The sequence below is a fragment of the Halosolutus amylolyticus genome (genome assembly GCF_023566055.1).
In the GTDB taxonomy this organism is placed as follows: Archaea; Halobacteriota; Halobacteria; order Halobacteriales; family Natrialbaceae; genus Halosolutus; species Halosolutus amylolyticus.
Genome location: NZ_JALIQP010000007.1, coordinates 35,014 through 54,116 on the forward strand (window position 1 = coordinate 35,014; position 19,103 = coordinate 54,116).

Below are 19,103 nucleotides of genomic sequence, written 5' to 3' on the forward strand. Positions count from 1 at the left end.
ACGGCACCACTACCCGCGGAGGATTGTGATACCACACTGTCCCATGGCACCGAGGACGTGGGCGAGACCGACAGACGGATCGTCGATCTGTCGATCGCCAGCGTCTCCACGAAGTTGTAACACCAGTTCGTGGACCTGGCCAATGTGGGACGCCCCCGGGGGTTCACCTTTGCTGATGAGACCGCCGCTGACGTTAACGGGGAGCTCGCCATCTCTCCACGGCGCACCGGAGTCGATAAACTCACCGCCTTTGCCCGGATCACAGAAGCCCAGTTGCTCGTAACAGAGAAGCTCGCCGAACGCATTCGTATCCTGAACTTCTGCAAGGCTCACGTCGTCCGGTCCGATTCCTGCCTCTTCGTATGCTGCATCGGCCGCCATCTTTGTCGTCGATCTGTTCCCTGTCGGTGACGCACAGAACGTTCCCCCCCGCGGGAAGGGGAACGTCGCGGTCCGGTGAGTTGCTGTGAGCAGTTCGACTGCGCCGTCGATGCCACGTTCTTCGACGACCTCACCACTACAGATGACTGCTGCCGCAGCACCGTCGTTGGGAGCACAGATCGAGAACTGATTGAGTGGATCACAGACGAGTGGCGAGTCCAGGACTTCCTCGCGGTCCATCGGATCAGTGTAGTAGGCGTTCGGGTTCAGTTCACTGTGCTGGTGGTTTTTGGCAGCCACGTCGGCTATCTGCTCTTTCGTCGTCCCGTGGTCATACATATGACGCTTAGCTGACATAGCCCAGTACTGTGGATTCTGGGAGAGGCCCATGTGGCACATCCAGTCCGGATAGATGTTCGTCGGATCCATGAACCCACGGGGCATTTTCTCGACTCCGAACGCCAGCGCAACGTCGATCGCTCCCGCTTCAACCATTGCCGTGGCTGTCGAGAGGCCGCTTGCACCGGCAGCACACGCGGCATCGATGTCCGGAACTGGAATACCAGTCAGACCGATCTCTTTCAGAACACGTACCCCAGTCGATGTCGGGAGATATGTTTTCCCACAGAAACCGGCCTCCATGTCGTGGATAGACATTTGAGCGTCGTCCAGTGCCTCCACAACCGCCTCTTTTCCGATTTCCTCGAATGTTTTCTCGAAGCGACCGAACTCGTGTATCCCGACCCCAGCAACGTAGGTATCACGGGAATGTGTTTGTGTCGAGTTCATGTTTCGTTCTCCTGAAGTGCGAATTTGTATATCAGTACCTCGTCACCGTCATCCGTTTCCCAGCCAGGCTCGACGACGAGTTCGATCGGTGCGCCGACCTCTAGTTGTTGTCGGTCACCGTCGACAAGGCCGAGAAAACGAACGCCATCGAACTCCCCGTACGCCACTGGTCGTGGCGTCCACTCGTCTCTGTCCGTCGAGCCCAGTTTGTATGGCTCTGGTGGCGGGTATCGCTGGATAGTGTACGTGTAAATCTCCCCGTCCCTGTCGAGGACTCCCTGTTCTACGTCCTGACTTGCACAGTTTTCACATCGGTCCTTGGTACCGAAAAAACCCGTGCCACAATCATTACAGACAGATTTCATCAAGTTCGCATCGTAAGGATTTGCGGAAATGTCTTCCATAAATCCTTCTGCGAATGGTATTACTGCCATATTATGTGTAGAGGTATCTAATAGTGCATAAAGATTGGGATCGGTATTATGCTGAGTGACACAATCATTCATCTCTGAACCATCCGTTTCGTTGTGCCAAAAATCTATAAATAATAAATACTGTCGTGTACGACTGACCCTGTTTCCCAAGTCTTTCGCTCATCGGTAGTCCGGGGAAATGCATTGACGACAACGCAACCACGAATCGGTCACCGCCCAGGTACAAGTGATCGACGGACGCCGTAGGTAGGGCTGGCTGCTCCAGGCTTGCCTGGATAGGAGACACTGACGCTTGAGTGGTACTCCCCAACTGAGAAGGGGCGTTGCTGGGAAAACCGGTAAAATTACGAGCAACCACTATTATTATCGTTCTCTCCTGACACCGTTATGATGTGGTAACAGTATGCAATGGATAGATACAACGCCACAGGTAGTGGCAACGATGACCAGAAATCGACGACAGGGGATCGAGTAATGTCGACAGATCCGATTATCGCAGGAGTTGGCGAGAGCGAACTGGGAAAGACGCCGGACCGGACTTGGATAGATAATGCTGCGGTGGCGTCTGTGAGAGCGCTTAACGACGCAGGTCTCGATCTCGATGCCGTAGATGGCGTTGCAGTCGCCGGTGCGAATGACGATCTCCCGACGCTTCTTCTCGGAGAGTATCTGGGGATCGATCACCCACAGTACATGGATGGGACTGAAATTGGCGGATCAGCGTTCGAACGATTCGTCGAAACAGCAGCGAGATCGATGGAATCCGGAAATGTAGACGTCGTCGTAATTGCGTACGGGTCGACCCAGCGGACTGCCGGGGAAGGAACACCGGAAATCGAAAGCTCACATCCCGTCGACCAGTTCGCTGAACTGGCTGGGACGTTCACGCCCGTTAGTCAGTATGCGCTGGCAACACAGCGACATATGCACGAGCACGGAACGACGGAAGCCCAGTTAGCAGAAATCGCAGTTTCGACGCGAGAGTGGGCCTCGATGAATCCCAAAGCAGCGAGGCGCGATCCGCTCACAGTCGACGATGTTCTCAGTTCGCCACCGGTATCCGCCCCGCTGAAACAGCTCGACTGTTGTCTGGTCTCTGACGGCGGTGGTGCTCTCGTTCTCGTCTCACCGGAGAAAGCCGCCGAACTAGACTCGACGAACGTTGCTATTAGTGGCGCTGCGTCGACCCAGACCCACCGAAAGGATATGAGTCAGATGCCAGATCTGACTTCGACTGGTGCCACAGAGACTGGTCCACGAGCGTTTGAGCAGGCTGGAATCGACGTAGACGACGTCGACGTTGCCGAGATATACGATTCGTTCACGTATACGGTCCTTACGACGCTCGAGGATCTTGGCTTCTGTGACCAGGGTGCCGGCGGTGAATTCGTAGAAGGCGGGACCCTCGGGCCAGATGGGTCGTTACCGACCAATACTCACGGAGGCGGGCTCTCGTACTGTCACCCCGGCCATTTCGGGATCTTCCTCCTGATCGAAGCTGTTCGCCAACTTCGAGGAGAGTACGACGGAAAACGACAGGTTCCAGATGCTACCACGGCTGTTGCCCACGGAACAGGCGGCGTTCTTTCGAGTAGTAGTACCGTCGTGCTGGAACGGAGGGGCCAACCATGACCGACGGTCCTATCCCGGTGGTCGACAAGTGTGAAGAGTGGGACGGGCCCGTTCCAGAGCCGACTGGTCTCACTGCCGAGTTCTGGAGCGAAACGGCAAACGGGAGGTTCCTCGTCCAACAGTGTCCAAACTGTGATCATCAGCAGTTCTATCCCCGGATCGTCTGTACGAACTGCGGTCGTGAAGAGCCTGACTGGACGGACACGTCCGGAGACGGTGAGATCTACTCGTTCACGATCTGTTATACCGCCAGGGAGGAAGCGTTCCAGAAGCTAACACCGTATGTCGTGGCGATCGTCGAACTAGAGGACGGTCCGCAGTTGACCGCTCTTGTTCCAGCCGATCCGGACGAGATAACGATCGGAACTCCAGTAGAGATGCGATTGTGGCAAGTCGACGATGACGCAGCCTTGCCCGTGTTTTACCCGGTGTAATCACCTAGAAGAGTTCGTTTGCGATCGTTCGCCTTTGAATCTCGTCGGTCCCTTCGAAAATACGGTAGACTCGTGCTGCGCGATACTCGTGCTCGATTGGAAGACTCTTCATGAAGCCGGCACCACCGTGAACCTGCATCGCAACGTCGGCAGCCTTGTTGTAGAGCTCTGCCCCTCTGAGTTTTGCCATCGACTCCTCTTTTCGGGCGTGCTCGTCCTGGTCCATCTTCCACGCGGCATACCGATAGAGGAGTCGGGTTTGCTCGATGTCTGTTGCGAGGTCTGCCAACGGGAACGAAACTCCCTGACGATTTCGGATCTCCGTCCCGAACGTTTCTCGTTGATTCGCATAATCGACAGCGAGATCCAACAGATACTGGGCCTTTCCAACGGTATAGGCCGCGATATTGAGACGACCCCCGCCGATCCAGCTCATCGCTGTCTGGAATCCTTCGCCGACTTCACCGAGGATTTGATCTTTACCCACCCGACAATCGTCGAAGATCAACTCGCTTTGCATGCCGGGGGTCAACCCCATCGTTCGGTGGATCTTTCCAACTTTGTACCCGGGATTCTCTGCGTCGACGAGAAAACAGGTTATACCGTCGATATCGCCGTCCTCACCGCTCGTACGCGCAAAGACCATCGCGAAGTCTGCGTACGGACCGTTACTGATCCAGTACTTTTTGCCGTTGATGACCCACTCGTCACCGTCCTTTTCGGCCGTTGTGTTCATATACTGCGGGTCACTTCCACATTCCGGTTCGGAAATAGCAAACGCCGACGAGATTTCTGCGTCCATTAGTGGATACAAATATTTCTCTCGCTGGGATTCGTTACAAGCCAGTAAAATCGGTGTAGGACCCCCTTCCGTTCCCAATACGCCGTATTCGTGAAGACCTGGTTCTCGATTGGCGACGTGTTCCCCAACGATAGAACGCGTCAGAATGTCGACGCCGCCGCCACCGACCTCCTCGGGCATCTCCATCCCGTAAAATCCAGCTTCTGCAGCCTTCTTTTTGACTCGGTGAACCAGTTCTCGATACTCCTCACACTGCAGGTTCTCGTCGTCGACAATGTGGCGTTCTCTATCCTCGCCAAAGAACTTCGGATGTTCATCTTCGAGTGGTTTGACTTCTTGCTCGATGAAGTCATCCAGTGCGCGGTTGATATGTCTCGCTTCTTCGGGTACGCTAAACTCCATATCCACTCTATAGATACTGCGGATTGTATTTAAAAATAGGGTTTTGGTTGTGACTCTGTCTCACAAGTGATGTCGAGCGGAACGCCGTCGCTATTGGCTCTGTTATTCGACGATACTGGCAGACGATCGAACGGACACCGATGTACAGTACTCTGATGGGTCGAAATACAGGACCTGTCGGCAGTCCCAACCGACATCAACACGCGTGACGTGATCGACGAAGTGCGTGTGATCGCTCTGTAGGCAGATGGACTGTTGGACCTTCGCGTCGAAAACACGAAGAGAGGTTGCCTAGTCGTCAGCGATTCCTTCGCGCTTCCGGAGATCGACACGACGGAGTTTCCCCGAGGACGTCGTCGGGAGCGTTTCGATGAACTCTAGCTCTCGTGGATATTCGTATTTCGCGAGCCGACTCTTGACATACTCCTGTAGTTCCGACTTCAGCGAATCAGTGGGTGTCGCGTCATCTACCAGGGTAACGAAGGCTTTTGGAATCTCTCCTCGGATATCGTGTGGAACACCGATCACACCTGCGTCGACGACCGCCTCGTGTCCCGTGAGACAGTCTTCGATCTCTTCAGGCCCAATCCGGTAACCCGAACTAATGATTACGTCGTCAGCTCGACTCTCGAATTCGAGATACCCTTCTTCGTCCATCGATACGAGGTCTTCAGTGTACAGCCACCCATCTTGTACTTTCTTTGCTGTCTTTTCCGGCTTGTTCAGATAGCGTTTGAAACACTGCGGGTTGTCGTATTTTATCGCCAACTCACCGACCCCACCTCTGTCGACCTCTTCTCGGTCTCCGCGAACGTCGACGACCTTCACTTCGACACCGATACCTGGGCGCCCCATCTTTCCATCTTTGTGCCCGCACCCAAGCGACGGACAGTCGCCCGTCAGTGCTGGCGCTTCTGTCTGACCGAGCCCATCGACGAGATGTGCGCCATCGAACGTTTCGTCGACCCACTCCTCAATCGTCTCACCGACGGCCTCGCCGCCACATGCGAAGACCCTGAGACTGTCGAGATCGTATCGTTCGGTGGCGTCCTCGATTTGCATCATCATTCGCACACCCGTTGGCGGGGCAGCGAGAATCGTAATATCGTACTTGTCGATTAGTTCGAACTCCTTCTCGGGATTGAACCCCTGCCGGTTGTGTGCAACCATCGATTTTCCGAAATACCAGGCCGGAAGGATCGTATCGTTGATCGAGGCAACCCACGACCACTCGGCAACGATTCGCTCCACCTCGTCGTCCCGGATTTGCATATCATGTTTCATCAACTGTGGCGGTATCAGGCCGAGCAATCCTCTGTGTGCGTGTACGACCCCTTTAGGATTCCCTGTCGTGCCGCTCGTATAGATTATCATCGCTTCGTCTTCGGGATCGGTTGTGGCGTTTTCGAATGTCGCCGGTTGGGACCTAACAACCTCCTCAAACGCATACTCGTCGCCGGTAGCTTCCTCCCCTTCGGCGACGATCACCGTTTCGAGAGAATCGATGTCATCTTTGACCGACCGGAGGGTTTCGACTGCGCCCCCATCGACGATGAATGCAGTTGGCTCACAATCGTTCAGCCGGTACTCGAGACCATCCGGTCCAATCAGATTACTCAGTGGTACGGAGACGGCACCGAGCTTCCACGCAGCAAGATGACCGACGATCGTTTCGACCCGCTGAGATCCGCTTACGGCAATTCTCGCGTCTCGTCCGATCTCCTGATCGCCGAGGAAGTTCGCGATCTGGTTCGCCATCGTTCGGAGTTCCGAGAACGTGTATATCGTCTCCTCCCCATCTACAGTCTCGCTGTAGAGAGCGATGTGTTCTTCGTCGTCGTCTGCCCAGCGGTCACAGACGTAATTTACCATGTTGAATTCGTCTGGAATCTCGAACTCGAATGAGTCCTGGAGTTCTTCATAGCTCTCCCAGTCCTGTTCGTGTAGCCGGTACGAATCTAGCGCTGGCACATCTGTCATGCGGCAAGCAATGTTCCAATCCTATATTAGTTTGTTGACTAGGATAGCCGTCCAAGGTGCCAGACGGTTCCGTGAACACGTACGTCCCACGAGGTCCGGGACACGTAACTGAATCCCAGCACCGATAGCGTATGCTGGTGATGGCGATTGCCCTGGGAAGGCACCATCCCGTTCAGCAGTTTCCCGGCAGGCGTTCGGCAGCGTCGGACTGCTTCGATCGATCCACCTCGGAACGGTGTGTCACCACGGTTCGGAGTTGGTTCGTTCGTTACCGTCGGACCGAACGCCTCTTGATGAACGAGACAGGCGGCTTGTCACTGGCCTCGCCGAGAAATTACGTTATCGACCCTCGAATTCGGGTTGATCGTCCGATTTAAACGCGGCAGCAGCAGCCTCGTGGTCAGCTGTCTCGAGGAGTGTCGAGAACACTCGACGATCGTATCGACGTCCTTCTGCCAGTCCAGTCTCGACCGAACGGTGTGCTGCATCTTTGATAGCTCGAAGTGCCAGTGGTGGTTTCCGAGCGAGTTCGTGGACGAACTCATCGACAGCTTCGTCGAACTCACTGTTTGGATACGACGCAGAAACGATTCCTGTTTCCTCGGCAAATTCGGTGGAGTACCGCTTTCCGGTCATCGCTATCTCCATCGCGACGGCAGGGCCAGCAAGCCGTGAAATGTACTGCACGCCGCCACCGCCGGGAAGTAGACCGAGTTCGACTTCGGGCAACCCGAACTCGCTTTCGGCACTCGCGAGACGGAGGTCACAGGCAAGGGCCAGTTCTAGCCCCCCTCCGAGACAGTACCCCTCTATCTTGGCGATAACCGGTGCCGGAAAATCAGCAAGCCGGTCGAAAATTGTTCGCTGTTCGAACTGTCCGGGCGTTCGATCGCCGAATCCGGAGACATCAGCACCTGCACAGAATGCGCGTTCACCTGCTCCCTCCAGAACGACGGCACGTACTGACACACCAGACGCTTCCTTGTCGTGCTCACGGAGGGACTTGAGTGCCGTTGTAAGATCGCTTTTTAGTTGCTGATTGATCGTGTTGAGTTTGTCCGGTCGGTTCAACGTGATGTGGCCGAGTCCGGTCTCTTCGTCCATCTCGACTAGAACAGTATCCAGTGTCTCTTCCATACAGGTGTACGTCATGTTCGATAGAAAAATAGTTTTCCGTCCAGTCATCTCTCGACGTTCAGACTACTGCTCGTCGTTGTCGTACGTGTGAAAGCCCTCCCCAGCGGTCTTTCCGGTCCTTCCTTCCTCTACCATCGTTTTCAAACGTGGAGATGGCTTGTGACGCTCGTGACCACTCGCCTCGTAGAGGGTTCTGAGTTTGTTGTATACGACACCGATCCCGATCGCGTCTGCACGTTCACATATCCCCTCGGGAAACCCTGCTCCAAGCTTCACACCCTTATCTATATCCGCTGCAGTGGCAATTTCGCGTTCGATGAGTGACGCTGCTTCGTTGATGAGACATGCCTCGATGCGAAACGTGTCGACCTCTGAGCCGTCCGCTATGCTGTATTCGGCACCGTCACCTAGGTCATAATCGTAATACCCTTTGCCGGTTTTGCGGCCGTACTCACCCGCCTCGTACTTTTCTTCCATTAATGGTGGGACGGGTTTGTCACCCGCGTCCTGGGCCTCGTACGTTACGTCGATCCCACTCATGTCTCCGAGCTCGAATGGCCCCATTGGATAACCGCGTCGGTGAACCATCGCGGAGTCGATTGCTCGGATACTTGACTCGCCGTCCGAAACCATGTGGTCGGCCTCGACAGAAAACGGCGCCAACACATTGTTGACGACGAACCCATGAACGTCTTTTTCCACAGAGATCGGTGTTTTCCCTAGTGCTCTGGCGAAATCAGCGACTGTTTCGACCGTCCTCTCACTCGTCTCTTCTCCGTATATCACTTCGACGAGTTGCATCAAGACGGGCGGGTTGAAAAAGTGCATCCCGACGACCTTTGATGACCGGTTGGTTCCTTCACCGATGTCCGTAATACTCAGGCTGGAGGTGTTCGTTGCAAGGATCGCGTCAGCGGGTGCGTGTTCGTCGAGTTCACTGAACACGTTCCGCTTGAGTCCCATGTCCTCGGATACCGCTTCGATAACCAGGTCGACATTCTCGATTGCGTTCGCCGAATTCGGTTCGGTGTCGATACGTGCGACAATTTCGGAGGGGGATTCGTCAATACGGCCTGACGTGGAAAGGTCCTGTAAACTCTGTGTGATCTGCTCGTATCCTGTCTGTAGCGCATCTTCGTCTATATCGTGCAACGTGACTTCGTAACCAGCCAGTGCGATGACCTCTGCAATCCCGTGGCCCATGTTTCCAGCTCCGACGACGGTCACTGATTGGATTTTCTCCTTACTCACGGCCTAGTCTCTCGAGGGATGAAGTATAATTCTATCGCCGAGGAGACTCGTCGTTCAGCAGGTCGATCAAACGGCAAGACCCGAGATCCACACGGGGAGTCTGATGCGATTCACTTCCAAACTCCAAACCGTCTTCGCTAGAGTAGCTCTTGAATTCAATTCACACTCGATCGCAGGACGACGTTGCGGTCGGTATGTAAATCGTTTCAAGAGCTACTATAGTAACAGTCGCGTTTACGTCACAGTGACGTCAGCGTTCTCATGGGATCTGACCCATATAACGAGTAGCTCAAACCGTTGATCACGCGCAGCGATAGTTGATGTGAGTCAATTTTAAATAATAGCAGAGTCACTCCTCTAGCACGATAGAACAATGATAGACAGCAACACTCACACACTCAAAGCAGCGTTGAACCAAGCAACTGAATGGTATCCAGAAAAGGAGGTTTTCGTTCAGGCATTTTCCGATGATCGACGCAATACCTATGTAGAGTTCAACGACGACTGCCGTAAAATGGCAAACGCGTATCTCGAGGATGGTATCGAAAAAGGTGACAGGATCGTATTTGTTAGTGACACCACCGTCGAGCATGCTGTCGCGTATTTTGCGGCTCTGAAAGTAGGTGCAATTCCAGCGAATCTTCATACGCGGGCCGCAGTCAACGTGAACAAGTCGCTGATCGATGAGTTGGAACCGGAAACGATCGTCTTCCAACCGAAATACACTGACGACGTCGAAGCGTTCGAGACCGACGACGTAAAACGGTTGATCGCTCTCGACTCCGACGCCGAATCACCATCGTTTGCATCGAACGTCAGCGAATTCGTCGAGGGCGCTCCCGAAACCGAACCAGACGTCAATCTCCAGCCGTCCGACGACGCCTTCATCAATTTTACATCCGGTACCACAGGAAAGCCAAAGGGGATGGTCCGTTCCCACGAAGAAGCGATTGAGTTTATCCAGACGGCGACGTATATCTATCAGTCCGACCGGACTGACGTATATCTCAATCCGTTTGGAACGGGATTCATCGGCTGGCCACTGTTCATGTTGTCCTGTTCGTCTATGGGTGCGACCGTGGTCTGTATGGACGAGTTTGCTCCGGCCCGGGTTCCCGAACTGATCGAATCGGAGGGGATCACGTTCACAATCATTACGCCAACGATGTGGAAAATGATTCTTCAACACGGTGACGCCGACGACTACGATCTGTCTTCACTCGATAGAGTTGGCTATGCCGGTGAAGCAATAAGTACAGATGTGTACAAGCGACTTCAGGACCAGTATACGGAAAACGTCCTGACGGTGTACGGTGGTACCGACCCTGGGTTTGTCACGGTTCTTTTCCCCGAAGAAGTTACGGAGCAGGCACTCGAGAGCGTCGGCCGGCCGGTTATGAACCACAACGTTCGCATTATCGAACCGGAATCGAAGGATCCTACGGCAACAGTTGAACCGGGGGAGATCGGCGAGATCATCGCCCGGGGACCGAGTACCGCGAACCGCGTCTACAACCGACCCGAGAAGACCGAGGAACTCTTTGACGACGATGGATGGTGGTACGGCGGCGATCTCGCCAGGATCGGAACTGACGGCAATATCTATCTCGAGGGTCGCGTCGACAACATGATTATTTCCGGTGGTGTCAACGTCTACGCTGAAGCAGTCGAAACGGTTCTCGATAATCATCCGGCGATCCACGAAGTTGCAGTTATCGGCATGCCGGACGAAAAGTGGGGTGAGCGAGTCACAGCGTACGTCATTTCAGACGACGGGTCACTGACCGAAAATGAACTAGAACAATGGTGCCGTGACAATGACGACCTCGGCGATTATCAGCGACCACGTGAATTCATCTTCCGGGACGAATTACCTCGGTCTAATACCGGCAAGCTCGACCGCGACTCGCTCCGGTCGGATGCCAATTCCTAACGCCAGCAGGTTGCTATTTTTCTATCCGCGTTCTGACGCCGCGAGTTCCCGTTCTGGGAACATAATTACCTCACACTCCGATGTTCCGACCCGAAGCTCGTACTCCAGACGAAGTTTGTAGCTATCCCGGCCTTCGCCAAACGCGGATTTCTTCGGCAGACAGGAGACAGCCGGCACGCCCTGGCTGGATCTGCGTCTTCTCTACTCACCACACAACACGGCTCACACAACGATCGTTGTCATCGTGTGAAATGACGTTCAGAAGCTATGAAAGTTGGCAGCGCTCGATTCGTTTCCCCAGTACCCTCACTGCCGTTCGTTTATCCTGGCCAGCACGGCTCCGTTACGAAGTCATAGTGACGTGAAAAGTCACTCTCGAGACTGTCGCTGATCACCAACTAGGTTTGGGCCGTTACGGACTCGGATACTCCTCTTCCAGGTGGGGCAGGACCTTTTCTCCGAACGCCTCGAGCTGTTTGTTGGTCTTTTCGTTGGAAACACCCGAGGTTTCGAAGAAGATAGCGAAATTGAAGTGCTCCTCGTAGCCCAGCATCTCGGCCTGGGTCAGGACTCTGTCCACGATGTGGTCGGTATCCCCGGCGATAATGACTCCCTTTTCTTCCAGTTCTTCCGCCGTTGGGACCTGCTCCGGATCGCCAGTGATCGGTGCCGTAAACCCAAATGGACCGAAGAAATCCCAGGTGTGTTCGACGCCCTGTTTCCACTTTTCGAATGTTTCATCGTCACCGACTTCGGTGTTGAATATCCATCGTCCCGTGATGAATCCACGCTCCCGTTCTTCGTCCCACCCGTGTCGGAAGGGTTCGCCATCATACTCAGGCCGACGGTCCGGCCACCCGGCCTCCTCTGCGGCGGAGTAGTACCGTTCGAGGTTCTTTCTCACACCTTCGGTGTGAGCAAACGTCATTCCGTTGACGCCATTCTGTGCTGCCCAGTCACACGACCGATACGTAGAGACCGGCTGCCAGAGCTGTGGATACGGCTCCTGCATCGGTTGTGGGAAGACAGAGAGCGATTTGAGCGTCGAACCGCCGGAAACGACACTGTTCCAGAGGTCGCTCGAATAGTAATCCGCATTCTTCCAGTCCATGACATCATCGACCTCGTACTCCGTTACGTCGCTTTCGAGAAACGCTTTTTCGTGGTCGTGGTGCCACTTGGTATAGCTCGGCGGGATCGTATGAAACTCTCCTTGATGGGAGAACAGATCTTCCGTCCAGGCTTTCTTGATAATCTCGAACTTTTCTTCGAACGATGCCCGGTTCTTCTCCTGGTCCTGGATCGTACCGCCCCAGTATTGGCCTCCGAGTACTTCGTTCTCGCGTGGTTGATAGCCACGTCCAACTCCGATTTCTGCCCGGCCGTCGCTTAGAATGTCAAGCATCGCCGCCTGCTCGGCAAACCGGACCGGATCGTGCCACGTAATGATATTCGTTCCCTGGCAGAGCTTGATGTCTTCAGTTTGGCTCGCGATCGCCATTTGCGACATCATCGGATTCGGACTGAATTCAGCAGCAGTCAGTTCGAAGTGGTGCTCGGTAAAGAAGATGCGATCGAATCCGTGTTGTTCCGCTTTCACACCGTGCTCGATTTGATCTTTGACAAGCTGCTGGCAATCCTGATGAACTTCACGTAACGAGGCGTCCGTAATGAGTGATCCATCCTCAGTCCGCTTGGTTGGCAAGTTGGTCGAGCCATTATGAATAGCTGCTATCTGAACCATAATCAACCAATTACGGAGCTTCGTAATAGTTGTTGTGGTTGTATTTATGTGAGGACACAAAGTTAGCGCGCCGTACTGTGGGGATGAAGGACAGTGGGTAACCTTCGAGTCAATTCAGTAGTCTAAAGGTTGTGACTGGGATCTTCCATTCGAGAACCTAGCTCCGGTGAATGACGTTGTCACCTCACCGACGACCATAACCGTCGATTCCGACTGCTAGATCCGGACAGTCATCGATGAACCTGCAATCTCAAAACCGGTTCTTTACTGCCGGGGCCATGCAGCTGTGGTCGGAACTCCCATCTCTTGGCAGCCGTCTCGCTAGCCCCGAGAACCGATCACGCGTTTTCTGGCCACTGAAACGGGTTTCCACGCCGATCACAAAGCCGTCGATTAATCGGGTATACACCGACGCTCCGCTGGTGCGATCGGCCGATACCGGGTCGCCGACTTGTTTGCTACTGCCCTCTCGAAGACCATACAAACTTTCGCCAATGGCGAACGCTAATTTGTTCGCCCTGTTCGGTCCTGTATGGTCTGTCCCCTCCCTCACGCTCTCGCTATCTTTTGTAGCAGGGTTTGAGACTCGCGTTCAACTGACCCAGACGTTTGCACGAGATTATATCTCGTAGTGCGTACGACATTGACGTACAACGTATTTTGTCAGTTGACAATACGTTCGGTACGTCGGATGATAAGTCGTTGAACACGCCACCCATATATTACACCGGTACTGTTGTAATAGATGTCGGCAATGCACTTTCATACCGGTCTTCCTGTGTCCAGGTCCCGACCATCAATTGCGAGCTGCGACATCTGATTCGTCTACCGGGGACTGGCTCGTATCCATACGTTGTTGACACCCGTACTGGTGTAATATCCGTCCTGTTCAAGCTGGTGATCGGCTATCCTGTTCTCTCGACTGTGTTGTGAATTCTCGCACGAGGTACACGATAACATGGGACATGTACGTTCGGTATTATAGTACGTTTGTTCGGCTGGTCTTGAACAGAGGATCTTCTGCATAATGGTCTGAACGTGGCCGATATACTTCGGTAGAATGGGGCCCATCTGAACAAGTACAGACACAAATCAGCTGCTTGTTACGGACTACCGTACATTAATAGCGAACGGTCTTTGTTCCATCCGTGACCGTCTGTCATTCACGCACCAGATCATGCGTACCACATTCCACCGTTGGGGAGGCAACTTCGCCGGTCGTATGGCTATTGATGCCGCTGGAAGCAAATGATACCTGGTCTACCAGTTCTCTCGCAATTGATTTGGACTGTTTCGATGGCAATTGCAGGTGAATCTCCGAATTCGATCTGAGCGACGCAAATCGGCCAGTGAACTTCGCTGTTCACCCCCTGAACCTGCCGATTCAACCACGGATGCTGTTTAGATTGCCGCAGTTGATCTCGACCGGTCTAGTTTCATCACAGTATGTGGCCGAAACGACAGCGGGTATCCGACTTGATCGATTCCAACAACATAACTCCTGTATCACTACCGGCAGACAGTATCGTCGCAAACCAGCTAGCACAAAGTACTTCTCCGCTGACCAGTAACGGGAGTTATGGCACCATCAGTAGGTTTGTTCCCTCGATCGACTACACACACATCACTTGTCGATTTTGCAGTCCGTGCCGAGGCGCTAGGATACACATCGGTCTGGATTGGGGAGGGAGTCGAACATAATCTGTTCGTGAAACTCTCTGAAATCGCTACTCAAACCAGTTCCATTACGCTTGGGAGCGGTATCGCAAACGTCTACACACGTACACCGACCTTGCTCGCGATGTCGGCAATGTCTCTCCAGCGACAATCCGGCGGACGATTCATTCTCGGACTGGGGGCCAGCCACCCCCCTATCGTCGAAGACTATCACGGATTGGCATTTGACCGGCCGCTTCAGCGACTAGAAGAGACAGTCGATATCATCAAGGCGTTAACTTCCGATGACGATTCGACGGAGTACGATGGGGATATCTTTTCCGTGTGTGACCTCCCCTGTCGAGAGGTACAGGTTCCGCTGTACAATGCAGCAATTGGTCCCGCGAACCGACGGCTCACAGGACAACTCTTCGACGGCTGGATCCCCTATGGAATTCCACTACCGGCACTGGAATCGGCTACTACAGAGATCGAATCAGGCCGAGAATCTATTGGTCGGTGTCCCGATTCGATCGAGATAGTGCCGTGGATAACTGCTGCCGTAAGCGACGATCGAAAAACTGCGTACGATGCCGTCCGACAGCACATTACAACCTTCGTCAGTCGATTCGACGCGTATCGACGAGCGTTTGCCCAGCAGTATCCCGAAGTAATCGACGACCTCACCACTGCGATAGCGGCTGGCAACGACAGCGACGCTATTGCACATATCACCGATGAAATGGTTGCAACGTTCGCCATTGCAGGCGAACCAAAATCGGCACGCGAACAGGTACGGGCAGTTTTCGATCGTGAGTATATCGACAGCGTTGTGCTAACGACGCCACGGACTGCGAGCGATGGTGTAATTGAACAAACAATATCCGAACTGGCCCCGTCTACCTTGTAATTGGTACTGAACGTCCACAGATCAAACTCTATTCAGAGCGTTACCGTTCGATCCGGCGCTTGAGATCGTCGATCGAGATAGTACGTCGCCAGTTTTGAATGATACCTGCCAGTCCACCTGGAATGAACATTACGACCAGTACGAAGAAGATTCCTATGAAGACTGGCCACGCTGTAAGGAACATTCCGCTCAGCACCTCTTCGAGCACAAACGTAACCGCGACTCCGAGTGCTGGTCCCCATAGTGTTCCAATACCGCCAATAATCGCCATCATAATGGCATCTCCCGACGTTTCCCAGTAGAGCATGTCCGGTGTGATGAACGTGTTTGAAATTGCAAAGAGCATTCCCGCAATACCAGCGAACAACCCACTGATCGTGTAGGCAGCAAGCTGAAACCGGTATGCATCGAGACCAATGAACTGTGCTCGTTCTTCGTTCTGCCGAATACTGCGTAACACGAGGCCGAACGGGGTTTTGACCAGATGGCGAATCAGAAGATAGGATATCACTACACAGACGAGGGATAGATAGTACACATTTCCTACATTCGCTAACGAGTAACCGAATACGTCGGGGAATGAGATGAACAATCCGTTCTCACCATCGGTTACGCTGTCCAGTTCAACCATCATGATGTACCCAATCTGTGCGAACGCTAGAGTCACCATGGCGAAATAGATGCCATTTGTTCGAAGCGCCAGCGCCCCAGTTACCAACATCACTAGTAACACGGCAATTAGTGCAATGACGACTGCAGCCAAGAAGGAGAGTTGCCCTTCAGCCAGAAACGGCAGTCTCCCCTGGAGACTCAGACCAAGAAAGTACGCTCCGATACCATACGGGAGTGCGTGACCGAACGAGAGCACACCGGCGTATCCGATCAACAAATCGTAACTCACTACAAACAGAAGCAATATCAAAAAGGCCGTTGCGAGACGAGTCTGGTAGGAGGTCAAAAATTGTGGCAAAAGTAATAGCGCAATCAGAACCCCAATACTCAAGACCTGTATCTCTCGTGACGAGGTGTCGATGTACATTTTGGTGAGCGAAGTACTCATCAGTGAGCTAGCACCCCCGGTTTACCGAACATCCCACTTGGTTTAAACAATAGTACGAGGACCATCAGTGCGAACAGTGTGACGGATGCGATCTCGGGTGCAAAGAAGTTTCCATACGTCTCTGCGAGTGCGACGACCAGTGCACCGACGATTGAACCCTTGTAACTACCGAGTCCACCAATTACCACGATCACGAAGCCCAGAAGGATGAGGTCGTGTCCCATTGTTGGGAAGACTCCGAACATTGGAGCAGCCATGATGCCACTCAAACCTGCGAGAAATCCACCGATCCCAAACATGAAAGTATACGCTCGATCGATGTTTATCCCGTTTGCCTCTACCATGTCTCGATTCATCATGCCTGCGCGGGCGATGAGACCGTATCGAGTTCGCTCCAGAAACAGGTACAACGCAACAGCAACGATTGCACCGACGATGATAACGAAGAGACGATAGTACGGGAAGATGACTCCACCAAACGATATGGAGCCTTTGAGTAACCCCGGTGTCGGGAAAGAGAGCGTGACTGGTCCGAAAACCAATCGAAATGCACCTTCGAGTATTACAGCTAACCCGAATGTCAAGAGTACTTGATAGAGGATGTCGACGTCGTACAGATGCCTGAGGGTGAACCGTTCGATAAGCATGCTAATTCCCATGACTGCAAACGGCGCTATGAGGAATGCGACGATAAAAAGTCCTGTTCCAAAGGTTTGTTGATATATGAGAAGACCAATGTATGCACCCATCATGTACAGCGCACCGTGAGCAAAGTTGACTACTCCCATCAGTCCGAACACGAGCGATAGTCCGGAGGCGAACAGAAAGTACAACATACCGAATGCCAACCCGTTCAATAACAAACTCACTATAGTTGCTGTTGATGACATTACGATTATAATATTCACTCATATTTATTATATCTTTTGGTAGTCTGAACAACAGCATGGCACTCTATAGATGTGAGTTTGAGGAATGAGCAGTTGGTGGCAAGAAGTGTCCATGCAACTCGCCAACCTACTCAGAGAGACCTTAGACGTTGACTGTAATGAGGTTTGGGAGAACGATCGCACCCCGACACCTATCAGGGTGTTCGGGGTGCGACTGCATCGATGAGATTGTCGGTTCGAGAGGTCGTCGCAGTGCTCGAATCACTCGGTGTTAACCGTCTCAGAACGCAATTTGGAACTGGACGCACAAACTGCCGGAGGCTCAGAGCGACCCGCGACGGCTATGCCGTCGGCGGGTCGCGGTCGACGAGAAACAGATCGAAGTCGACGACGAGAAAAAATGGATGTACGCCGCGATCAACACGGAATCGAAGCTGCCGCTGGAAATCGACGTGTTCAGCCGCCGTGGGCTGACCTCGCAACGGCGTTCCTGTACCGACTCACCGAGAAACATGATCTTGACGAGACAGAGTTTCTCGTCGATGCCGGCGGCTATCTGACTGCCCTTGCTCGCCACGAATTGAGCGGTCAGCTCAACTACAGCGAGCGAAACCACGTCGAAAAGTTGTTTCAGACCGTCTCAATGCGGACTGACCACTTCTACTCCTTCTGGAGGGCCAATCCAACCAGCGCACACCGCTGGCTCAGACGCTTCAGACACCACATAACCACGATCGACCGGATCAGGCGCTCGATGGTCGAACGCTAGCCGAGGAGGTTCTCAACTAGACAGTGCCGACACGAGGAAGAGATAATCGGGATGAAAGAACAGACCGACGAGTGCGCGTACCAGTGGGCAACAGTCCAGCTGGTCGGTAACGCAGTCCCGCTCGTCCTTGATGCCCGCCCGTAAGAAAGGCGAGTCACGCAAGGAGATCGTCGAGAACCTCTTGGACTCCACTGAAGCACCCGTTCACGTCGTACTAATGGACCGCGAGTTCGACAGCCAGCAATCCTGGAGATGCTCAACCACTACGGCCTCTCCTACGTCGTCCCGAAACGGATGCAGACCAGGGAAAAAGCCCAGGCCAAGCGACTCCTCGAACGGAGAGGACAGGTATGAAACCGATCAGAAGTCGCATCTCGGCGACAACGAGTGGCATCGCACGACGCTGATCTACCGCCGGAAAGATAACTCTAGACATGATGATCACCGCCAGTACTCGGTGTTCATGACGAATCGGGAGAGTGGACACCTTACTGAGTACGGCTATCGGTGGGAAATCGAGAGCGGATACAAGTCGATCAAACGATTCATGGCCGCCACTACGTCGAAGAATTTCGGACTACGGTTCGTCTACTTCGCGTTCGCGTGTCTGCTGTACTCGATTTGGTGAGCAGTGGATCTACTTGTGCAGGTTGCGTTAACTGGTGAGTATGAGAATTCGCCGATCGTGACAGACGACAACACGCTGACGCTGTTGAAGAAGGATACTGGAATCGGATAGTGAGGGGCTCTGTTCGGGTTAGCGCACCGTCTGATTGGTAACGCTTCCGGAAGTCGAAGATATTCGGCCAAATAGCTGGTAGTACAATAAGAATGGCCATTTGAAGAGCAAACTGATGCAGTTTCCGCTCGTCAGTTCGGCCGAAACCACACATACACCC

13 protein-coding genes and 2 pseudogenes are annotated in these 19,103 nt (G+C 53.5%); 6 read left to right on the forward strand and 9 right to left on the reverse strand.

Features of this window, described 5'->3' with window-relative positions:
- Nucleotides 1–9 precede the first annotated feature (9 nt).
- Together MUN73_RS20590 and MUN73_RS20595 are read right to left on the reverse strand one after the other, a co-directional pair.
- The gene (locus MUN73_RS20590; RefSeq protein ID WP_250142402.1) at nucleotides 10–1,170 is read right to left on the reverse strand and encodes a thiolase family protein; all 1,161 of its coding nucleotides are present in this window, start codon (nucleotides 1,168–1,170) and stop codon (nucleotides 10–12) included.
- Entirely contained in the window at nucleotides 1,167–1,604 is a 438-nt protein-coding gene (locus MUN73_RS20595) for a Zn-ribbon domain-containing OB-fold protein (protein ID WP_250142403.1), read from the reverse strand. The genes MUN73_RS20590 and MUN73_RS20595 overlap by 4 nt, the downstream gene beginning before the upstream one ends.
- Nucleotides 1,605–2,078: 474 nt before the next feature.
- Here MUN73_RS20595 and MUN73_RS20600 point away from each other — a divergent pair, with 474 nt between their 5' ends.
- The gene (locus tag MUN73_RS20600; RefSeq protein ID WP_250142404.1) at nucleotides 2,079–3,236 is read left to right on the forward strand and encodes an acetyl-CoA acetyltransferase; all 1,158 of its coding nucleotides are present in this window, start codon (nucleotides 2,079–2,081) and stop codon (nucleotides 3,234–3,236) included.
- The gene (locus MUN73_RS20605) at nucleotides 3,233–3,670 is read left to right on the forward strand and encodes a Zn-ribbon domain-containing OB-fold protein (RefSeq protein WP_250142405.1); all 438 of its coding nucleotides are present in this window, start codon (nucleotides 3,233–3,235) and stop codon (nucleotides 3,668–3,670) included. Before MUN73_RS20600 ends, MUN73_RS20605 begins: the two co-directional genes overlap by 4 nt.
- 4 nt (nucleotides 3,671–3,674) lie before the next feature.
- On the opposite strand, the gene MUN73_RS20610 is transcribed toward MUN73_RS20605, so the two are convergent.
- The 4 genes from MUN73_RS20610 to MUN73_RS20625 all read right to left on the reverse strand — a co-directional run bounded on the left by MUN73_RS20610 (nucleotide 3,675) and on the right by MUN73_RS20625 (nucleotide 9,242).
- Nucleotides 3,675–4,874, reverse strand: coding sequence for an acyl-CoA dehydrogenase family protein (locus MUN73_RS20610; protein ID WP_250142406.1), 1,200 nt, complete (start codon nucleotides 4,872–4,874; stop codon nucleotides 3,675–3,677).
- A 291-nt stretch (nucleotides 4,875–5,165) separates the two neighbouring features.
- A complete protein-coding gene (locus MUN73_RS20615) occupies nucleotides 5,166–6,854 on the reverse strand; it encodes an acetate--CoA ligase (protein ID WP_250142407.1) in 1,689 nt (562 codons plus the stop codon).
- 339 nt (nucleotides 6,855–7,193) lie between these two features.
- Nucleotides 7,194–7,991: an enoyl-CoA hydratase/isomerase family protein gene (locus MUN73_RS20620; RefSeq protein ID WP_321575780.1), complete on the reverse strand. Its 798-nt coding sequence runs from the start codon at nucleotides 7,989–7,991 to the stop codon at nucleotides 7,194–7,196.
- A gap of 63 nt (nucleotides 7,992–8,054) precedes the next feature.
- Nucleotides 8,055–9,242, reverse strand: a complete 1,188-nt coding sequence (locus tag MUN73_RS20625; RefSeq protein WP_250142408.1) for a 3-hydroxyacyl-CoA dehydrogenase — start codon at nucleotides 9,240–9,242, stop codon at nucleotides 8,055–8,057.
- Nucleotides 9,243–9,615: 373 nt separating this feature from the next.
- Between MUN73_RS20625 and MUN73_RS20630 the strand changes: the two genes are divergently transcribed.
- Entirely contained in the window at nucleotides 9,616–11,175 is a 1,560-nt protein-coding gene (locus tag MUN73_RS20630; RefSeq protein ID WP_250142409.1) for a class I adenylate-forming enzyme family protein, read from the forward strand.
- A 412-nt stretch (nucleotides 11,176–11,587) separates the two neighbouring features.
- Here the strand turns inward: MUN73_RS20630 and MUN73_RS20635 are convergent, their stop codons facing one another.
- On the reverse strand, nucleotides 11,588–12,919 hold the full coding sequence (locus tag MUN73_RS20635; RefSeq protein WP_250142410.1) for an LLM class flavin-dependent oxidoreductase: 1,332 nt from the start codon (nucleotides 12,917–12,919) through the stop codon (nucleotides 11,588–11,590).
- Nucleotides 12,920–14,498: 1,579 nt separating this feature from the next.
- On the opposite strand from MUN73_RS20635, the gene MUN73_RS20640 reads away from it, so the two are divergent.
- Nucleotides 14,499–15,485 carry an LLM class flavin-dependent oxidoreductase gene (locus MUN73_RS20640; protein ID WP_250142411.1) on the forward strand — a complete coding sequence of 329 codons (987 nt, stop codon included), beginning with the start codon at nucleotides 14,499–14,501 and terminating at the stop codon, nucleotides 15,483–15,485.
- A 40-nt stretch (nucleotides 15,486–15,525) separates the two neighbouring features.
- On the opposite strand, the gene MUN73_RS20645 is transcribed toward MUN73_RS20640, so the two are convergent.
- Both MUN73_RS20645 and MUN73_RS20650 read right to left on the reverse strand, forming a co-directional pair.
- On the reverse strand, nucleotides 15,526–16,545 hold the full coding sequence (locus tag MUN73_RS20645) for a branched-chain amino acid ABC transporter permease (protein WP_250142412.1): 1,020 nt from the start codon (nucleotides 16,543–16,545) through the stop codon (nucleotides 15,526–15,528).
- Nucleotides 16,545–17,435: a branched-chain amino acid ABC transporter permease gene (locus tag MUN73_RS20650; RefSeq protein ID WP_250142413.1), complete on the reverse strand. Its 891-nt coding sequence runs from the start codon at nucleotides 17,433–17,435 to the stop codon at nucleotides 16,545–16,547. The genes MUN73_RS20645 and MUN73_RS20650 overlap by 1 nt, the downstream gene beginning before the upstream one ends.
- A 112-nt stretch (nucleotides 17,436–17,547) precedes the next feature.
- On the opposite strand from MUN73_RS20650, the pseudogene MUN73_RS20655 reads away from it, so the two are divergent.
- A pseudogene (locus MUN73_RS20655) lies at nucleotides 17,548–18,224 on the forward strand (IS6 family transposase).
- 10 nt (nucleotides 18,225–18,234) lie between these two features.
- Nucleotides 18,235–18,943, forward strand: a pseudogene (locus MUN73_RS20660) (transposase); the annotation flags it as partial.
- Between the last annotated feature and the right edge of the window lie 160 nt (nucleotides 18,944–19,103).